Raw genomic sequence first — 6,483 nt, forward strand, 5'->3', positions numbered from 1 at the left:
CGGCGCGCCGCCGACCCGCGCACCGCCGGGTCCGTCGTGCGGCCCGGTAGCCGCGGGCTGCTCCGAGGCATCGGCGCGGTGACCGAGCGGGCGCCCGCCGCCGGGCGGCATCGGCGGCCCAGCCGACGGTAATGCGCCGGAGTTGCCGTGGTGCACAGTGGTCAGCGCGTAGACGACGGGCCCGGTAAGCGCGAGCCCTGCCGCCGCGACCACGGCCGCCACCCGCATCGCCCGGCCGTCGGCCCACGCCGAGCCGAGACCCAACAGCCATACCACGATTAACGCGACAGCGGCGATGACCACCCAACGCAGCCACGGGTAGTAGTGCGGCGTGTGCCGCAGCACAAGGAATGTGGTCGCCACGGTGGCCGCCGACGCGGCGGCCATCACCGCCTGCGCCCAGACCTGTGCGCGGTGCTGCCACGCCACCACCGATCCGATCGCGGTGAGTGCCGCGATGGGCGGCGCGAGCGCCACCGTGTAGTACGGGTGAAAGATGCCGTGCATGAAGCTGAACACCACGCCGGTGACCAGCAGCCACAGCCCCCACACCAACACCGATGCGCGCTGCGCGTCGCGACGCGGGGCTCGTCCCTTCCACACCAGCAGCACCACGAAGAAGAGCACCGCCGCGCCGAGCAGCCACGCGATCTGGCCGACCTGCGCGGCCTGGAACAGTCGGTTGGCCCCAGGCACTCCCCACACCGGCGTGATCTCGCGGATCCGCCCCCCGGGAACGAGGCCGCCCACCCCGACACTGCCTGGCTCGTCGCCGGTCAGGCGGCCTAGCCCGTTGTAGCCCAACGTCAGCTCCAGGATCGAGTTGTGCTGCGAGCCGCCGATCCATGGCCGGTCGCCGACCGGCCACAGCTCGACCGTCGCGACCCACCAGCCGGCCGCGAGCACCGCTGCGCCGAGTCCGGCGGCCAACTGCCACAGCCGCTTTCCCAACGCCGGTGGCCCCTCGACGAGGTAGGTGACGGCCAGGGCCGGCGTCACCAACGCGATTTGAAGCTGCTTGGTCAGGTACCCGAGGCCAACCAGCGCACCGCACAGCAGCAGCCACCGGGTTTGCCCGTCGTCGACCGCGCGCAGCACCGCCCACACCGCGCCGATCATCAACAACACCAGCAGCGCATCCGGCATGTTGTACCGGAATATTGCGACCGCGACCGGCGTCAGCGCCAGCAGCAGCCCCGCGATCAGGCCCGCGGCTTCGCCGAATCGGCGGCGCACGGCGTCCCACAACAGCGCCACCGACGCCACGCCGATCAGCGCCTGCGGCACCAGCACGCTCCACGAGCTGAGGCCGAACAGCCGGACGGACAACGCCATTGGCCACAACGACATGGGCGGCTTGTCGACGGTGATCGAGTTGGCCGCGTCCGACGAACCGAACAAGAACGCCTTCCACGACTGCGAACCCGCTTGCGCCGCCGCCGAGTAGTAAGCGTTCGCCCAGCCCGACACGCTGAGGTTCCACAGGTAGAGCACCGCGGTCCCAATCAGCAACGCCGCCAACGCCGCCCGCGCGACCCAGCGGGTCGGTTGCGGTGAAGCCGCGGCGGCCTCCGCTGCCGGCTGGGTCGCGGCGACCCGGGCCATCAGCTCACGCGGGCAGGTAACCCGAACACGCGACGCAGCGCGACGAACCGAATCAGGGTGGCGACGAGGTTCGCGACAACCAGAACCGACAGCTCGATCACCTTGTCGACGTCTGGGACGAGGCGGTGCAGCAGGAACAGCGAGCCGCTGGTGAGGGCCAGACCGAACGCAAAGACCAACAGGCCGTGCATTTGGTGGCGGGCCACGTTCCTCCGGCCGCGGATGCCAAATGTGAAAGCCCGGTTCGCGGCGGTGTTGCCGATCGCCGTGAGAAGCAGCGCGGTCAGATTGGCGGCCTGGGCACCGAGCGCCGGATGCAGCACCAGGTACAGCAGTGCGTACGCCAACGTGCTTGCTACCCCAACGATCCCGAACCGGACCATCTGCCCGACCATGCCGTGCGGCACGCCCGGCACCAACGGCTCGCGGCCCAGGCTGTCCTGGATTTCACGCAGCGGCAAAGTCCCGGTGCCAAGTGCCCGGCCGACGCGCCAGCAGCCCTTCAGGTCTGCTATCGCGGTCCGGACGATGTCCACGCGGGAATCCGGGTCGTCGATCCAGTCCACCGGCACCTCATGGATACGCAGGCCGGCCCGCTCGGCGATCACCAGCAATTCGGTGTCGAAGAACCACCCGGTGTCGGCGATCAGCGGAAGCAGTTGACGCGCCACGTCGGCGCGGACCGCCTTGAAACCGCATTGCGCATCGGAAAACTTTGCGCCGAGCACGCTCTTGAGCAGCAAATTGTAGCTGCGAGAAACGAATTCACGCTTCGGGCCACGCACCACGCGCGCCGATGCGGCCAGCCGCGACCCGATCGCGATGTCGGAGTGGCCCGACACCAACGGCGCAACGAGAGGCATCAGCGCGGACAGGTCGGTGGACAAGTCAACGTCCATATACGCCACCACGACGGCGTCCGAGGCACCCCACGCTGCTCGCAGCGCCCCGCCGCGGCCCTTTGCGTCCAGATGGATCACCGAGACATCGGGCAGCTCGTCGGCGAGCTGGTGGGCCACCGCAAGTGTCTGGTCGGTGCTGGCGTTGTCGGCGATGGTGATCCGCGACCGGTACGGCACCTCGGTGGAAAGGAACCGCTGCAATCGGTACACGCAGCGCGGCAGGTCGTGCTCTTCGTTATAAACCGGGATCACGATGTCGAGCACACAATCTCGCGCCCGCGTGCCCGTAGCTGCGAGTCGGTCGGTGGCCTCGTCGTCGGGTGCCGCCAGTTCGGTCATGGCAATACCGTCGCTGCCCAAGCTGCCACTGTACTGCACCCGGACTGAGAGGTTGCTGTGAGGCGCCGCACCGATGCGCTTGACGCTCGCGGACGGCCCCCACCATGCTCGTGCCCATGGCCACTGTCTTCACCAAGATCATCAACGGCGAGTTGCCGGGGCGGTTCGTCTACGAGGACGACGAGATCGTCGCGTTCCTGACGATCCAGCCGATGACACAGGGCCACACGTTGGTGGTGCCGCGTGCCGAGATCGATCAGTGGCAGGACGTCGACGGCGCGGAGTTCGGGCGGGTGATGTCGGTGGCTCAACTGATCGGCAGGGCTGTCACGCGCGCGTTCGACGCCGAGCGCGCCGGCCTCATCATCGCCGGCCTAGAGGTGCCGCACCTGCATGTGCACGTCTTTCCGGCCTACAACCTGACCGATTTCGGCTTCGCAAACGTCGACCGCAACCCGTCGCCGGAGTCGCTCGACGAGGCACAGGCCAAGATCAAAGACGCACTGGCTCAGCTGACCTGAGCCGGCACATCGGCTTCGGACACGTCGACCGGACCCGCGTCCGCCGCGGGCACGTCGGCGATGCGCGGCAACATGACCCGGAAACAGCTGCCCGTGCCCGGGGCCGTCGTGACGCTCACCCGGCCACCGTGAGCATGCACCAGCGAGTCCACAATCGACAGCCCAAGCCCGGTGCCGCCGCTGGAGCGGGCGCGCGACGAGTCGGTTCGGTAGAACCGCTCGAACACACGATGCGCGTCGTGCACACTCATGCCGGGCCCCTCGTCGGCGACCTCGAGCAGCGCGTCGTCGTCGTCCGTGCCGACTCGCACGGTGATGCGCGCCGATTCGGGTGTGTGCTGCAACGCGTTGGCCACCAGGTTGCTCAGCACCTGGCGCAACCGCGCCTCGTCGCCGAGCACCTCGGGCGTGCCGGGTCCTTCGAGGACCTCCATCGCGATCGGCCGGCGGGGCGCGATCGACTGCGCGTCGTGCACCGCGTCGGTGGCCAGTGTCAGCAGGTCGACGCGCTTGTGCTCCAACGGGCGCTGGGCGTCGAGGCGCGCCAGCAGCAACAGATCCTCGACGAGCAGGCCCATGCGCCGCGATTCGCTTTCGATGCGCGACATGATCAACTCGACGTCGCGGGCGGCGCCTTGCCGGTAGAGCTCCGCAAACCCGCGGATGGTCGTGAGCGGGGTGCGTAGCTCATGGCTGGCGTCGGTGATGAAGCGGCGCATCCGGTCCTCGGAGGTGCGCGCCTTCTCGGCGGACGCCTCCGATGACGCCACCGCGCGCTGAATCTGCGCGAGCATGCCGTTGAGCGCCAACGATAAACGGCCCACCTCGGTGCGCGGATCACGTTGTGGCACACGGCGATCGAGCTGGCCGGCCGCGATCGCCGCCGCGGTCTGCTCGACTTCGACCAGGGGCCGAAGGCTGCGATGCACCACCGCGTACCCGGCGACGCCCAGCACCAGCAGCACCGCGGTGCCGATGCCGACCTGCGACCAGATCAGCGCCTGCACCGTTGACTGGACGTCGGACAGGTCGATCGCGACCGTGATCAGTTCACCGCGGGCGCCGCGCACCGACACCGCGCGCCAGTCCACCTTGGACCCGTCGACCGAGCCGACCGTGATCGGGATGGGACCGACGTCGTTGTCGGGAGGCAGCGCGGGCTCGGCGTCGCGGTCATTGACTGCCATCCATACATGGCCGTCGGGCCCGATGCCGCGCACATAGAAGTTCGATGGCGGCCGGAACGGATTCGGTCCCTCGATCGGTGGCGGCGGCATCCGCCGCGGAGCCTGGGCCCAGCCGCGGGATGCGTCCATCAGCGTCTGGTCCACCCGGCCAATGAGGCTGTGCCGCAGTATCGACGTGACGGCGATGCCCGACGCGAGCAGGCCACACGCCACCAGCACGAGGGTGGCCGCCACCAGCCCGACGCGAAGGGGTACGCCGCGCCCGTGCAGTCTCGGCATGCCCCTTATTGTGGCCTCCGCAGGTTAGCGGGGCTCGCGCAGGACATATCCGACGCCGCGCAGCGTGTGCAGGAGTCGCTTCTCGCCGGTGTCGATCTTGCGCCGCAGGTAGGAGACATAGGACTCGACGACATTGACGTCGCCGCCGAAGTCGTAGCGCCAGACGTGGTCGAGGATCTTCGGCTTACTCAGCACGGTTCCGGCGTTGATCATGAAATAACGCAACAGGGTGAACTCGGTGGGCGACAGCGACACCGGTTCGCCGGCCTTCCAGACCTCGTGGGTTTCCTCGTCGAGCTCGATGTCGGCGAATGTCAGCCGGGCGTTGCGGGGCTGTTCGGCGCCCTTGCCGGTGCGACGCAGGATGACCCGCAGCCTGGCGACCACCTCCTCGAGGCTGAACGGCTTGGTGACGTAGTCGTCGCCCCCGAGGGTGAGGCCCGCAATTTTGTCCTGCAACGTGTCTCGGGCGGTCAGGAACAGCGCGGGTGCGTCGATACCGTCAGCGCGCAGCCGTCGCAGCACACCGAAGCCGTCCATGCCGGGCATCATGACGTCGAGGATCACGGCGTCGGGCCGGACCTCGCGGGCTCGGTCCAGGGCTGCGGGCCCGCTTGAGGCGGTATATACCTCGAATCCCTGGAACTTCAAACTGACCGAGAGGAGCTCGACAATGTTCGTCTCGTCGTCGACTACTAGCACTTTGGCTTCTGGTCGTGAACCAGGTAATTGGGGCGCCGCCATGGGGCCAATGTCCACCCTCCGGGTTGATTAAAGCTGCAGCTTACCTGTGGGTATTCTGTGAGTTCCATATCGGGCGTAACACCGCAAGCCGTGCGTTGGCCGTGCATAGACTGTCGCCATGGACGTCGGCAAGAGCGTCATTGCGCTGGTCACAGCGCCGGCCCGGGCGGGCTTGGCGGTGGCCGACACCGGGCTTCAAGTTGCCGATGAAGCCTTGCGGCTGGCGCGGCGAACGCTGGGAGACGTACAGGAAGAAACGTCGCCGTCATCGTTCGCACACCTGCTGGGCCTCGATTCGACGATCGAGCGGGCGAACCGGCTCGCGAGGTTGCTCGATGACGACGCGCCACTGGGCAGGGCGCTCGCGCAGGACGGCGTGATCGACCGGTTGATGCGCCGCGGCGGTTTGGTGGACCGGCTGACCGAGGCGGGCGGTCCACTGGATCGGCTGACTGCCGACGGCGGCGCGTTGGACCGGGCGCTGGCACCCGGTGGACTTGTCGACCGGTTGCTCGCCGATGACGGTGTCATCGAACGGCTGTTGGCCGAGGACGGCGTGGCCGAGCGGCTGCTCGCCGAGGGCGGGCTGCTTGACACACTGACCGCCAAGAACGGTCCGCTCGACCAGCTCACAACCGTCGCCGACACGCTCAGCCGGTTGGCTCCCAGCCTCGAGGCGCTGGCGCCGACGATTGACTTGCTGCGCGACGCGGTCGACTCGTTGAGCACGGTGGTCGACCCGCTGAGCAACATCGCCGACCGGATTCCGCTGATGCCGCGGCGACGACGTCCGCGCTATGGGCCGCCGCGCGTCGTGCCGTCGGAGCGGATCATCGCCTCCGAGTCCGACACGCTGGCCGGCGAGGACGAGGACCGCTGACCCCGATACGCTTGACAGCCGAGCCC

General features: G+C 68.5%; 6 protein-coding genes. 2 read left to right on the plus strand and 4 right to left on the minus strand.

Going from position 1 to position 6,483, the window contains the following annotated elements:
- Together VE759_RS11040 and VE759_RS11045 are read right to left on the minus strand one after the other, a co-directional pair.
- Positions 1–1,605: glycosyltransferase family 39 protein (locus tag VE759_RS11040; protein WP_324931730.1), on the minus strand; the 1,605-nt coding region annotated here is incomplete at its 3' end.
- Positions 1,605–2,846, minus strand: coding sequence for a bifunctional glycosyltransferase family 2/GtrA family protein (locus tag VE759_RS11045; RefSeq protein WP_324931733.1), 1,242 nt, complete (start codon positions 2,844–2,846; stop codon positions 1,605–1,607). The genes VE759_RS11040 and VE759_RS11045, both read right to left, overlap by 1 nt.
- Before the next feature lie 116 nt (positions 2,847–2,962).
- Here VE759_RS11045 and VE759_RS11050 point away from each other — a divergent pair, with 116 nt between their 5' ends.
- On the plus strand, positions 2,963–3,367 hold the full coding sequence (locus tag VE759_RS11050; RefSeq protein WP_324931736.1) for an HIT family protein: 405 nt from the start codon (positions 2,963–2,965) through the stop codon (positions 3,365–3,367).
- Here VE759_RS11050 and VE759_RS11055 read toward each other — a convergent pair.
- A complete protein-coding gene (locus tag VE759_RS11055; RefSeq protein ID WP_324931739.1) occupies positions 3,355–4,833 on the minus strand; it encodes a HAMP domain-containing sensor histidine kinase in 1,479 nt (492 codons plus the stop codon). The genes VE759_RS11050 and VE759_RS11055 overlap by 13 nt on opposite strands.
- A 24-nt stretch (positions 4,834–4,857) precedes the next feature.
- The gene (locus tag VE759_RS11060; protein WP_324931742.1) at positions 4,858–5,577 is read right to left on the minus strand and encodes a response regulator transcription factor; all 720 of its coding nucleotides are present in this window, start codon (positions 5,575–5,577) and stop codon (positions 4,858–4,860) included.
- 118 nt (positions 5,578–5,695) lie between these two features.
- Here VE759_RS11060 and VE759_RS11065 point away from each other — a divergent pair, with 118 nt between their 5' ends.
- Complete coding sequence (locus VE759_RS11065) at positions 5,696–6,457, plus strand: hypothetical protein (RefSeq protein ID WP_324931745.1); 762 nt, start codon at positions 5,696–5,698, stop codon at positions 6,455–6,457.
- Positions 6,458–6,483 lie beyond the last annotated feature (26 nt).

Source organism: Mycobacterium sp. (assembly GCF_035640695.1).
Taxonomy (GTDB): Bacteria; Actinomycetota; Actinomycetes; order Mycobacteriales; family Mycobacteriaceae; genus Mycobacterium.

Coding starts and splice junctions, on each gene's coding strand:
- VE759_RS11045 (WP_324931733.1), bottom strand. CDS start 2,846: ATGACCGAACTGGCGGCACCCGACGACGAGGCCACCGACCGACTCGCA.
- VE759_RS11050 (WP_324931736.1), top strand. CDS start 2,963: ATGGCCACTGTCTTCACCAAGATCATCAACGGCGAGTTGCCGGGGCGG.
- VE759_RS11055 (WP_324931739.1), bottom strand. CDS start 4,833: ATGCCGAGACTGCACGGGCGCGGCGTACCCCTTCGCGTCGGGCTGGTG.
- VE759_RS11060 (WP_324931742.1), bottom strand. CDS start 5,577: ATGGCGGCGCCCCAATTACCTGGTTCACGACCAGAAGCCAAAGTGCTA.
- VE759_RS11065 (WP_324931745.1), top strand. CDS start 5,696: ATGGACGTCGGCAAGAGCGTCATTGCGCTGGTCACAGCGCCGGCCCGG.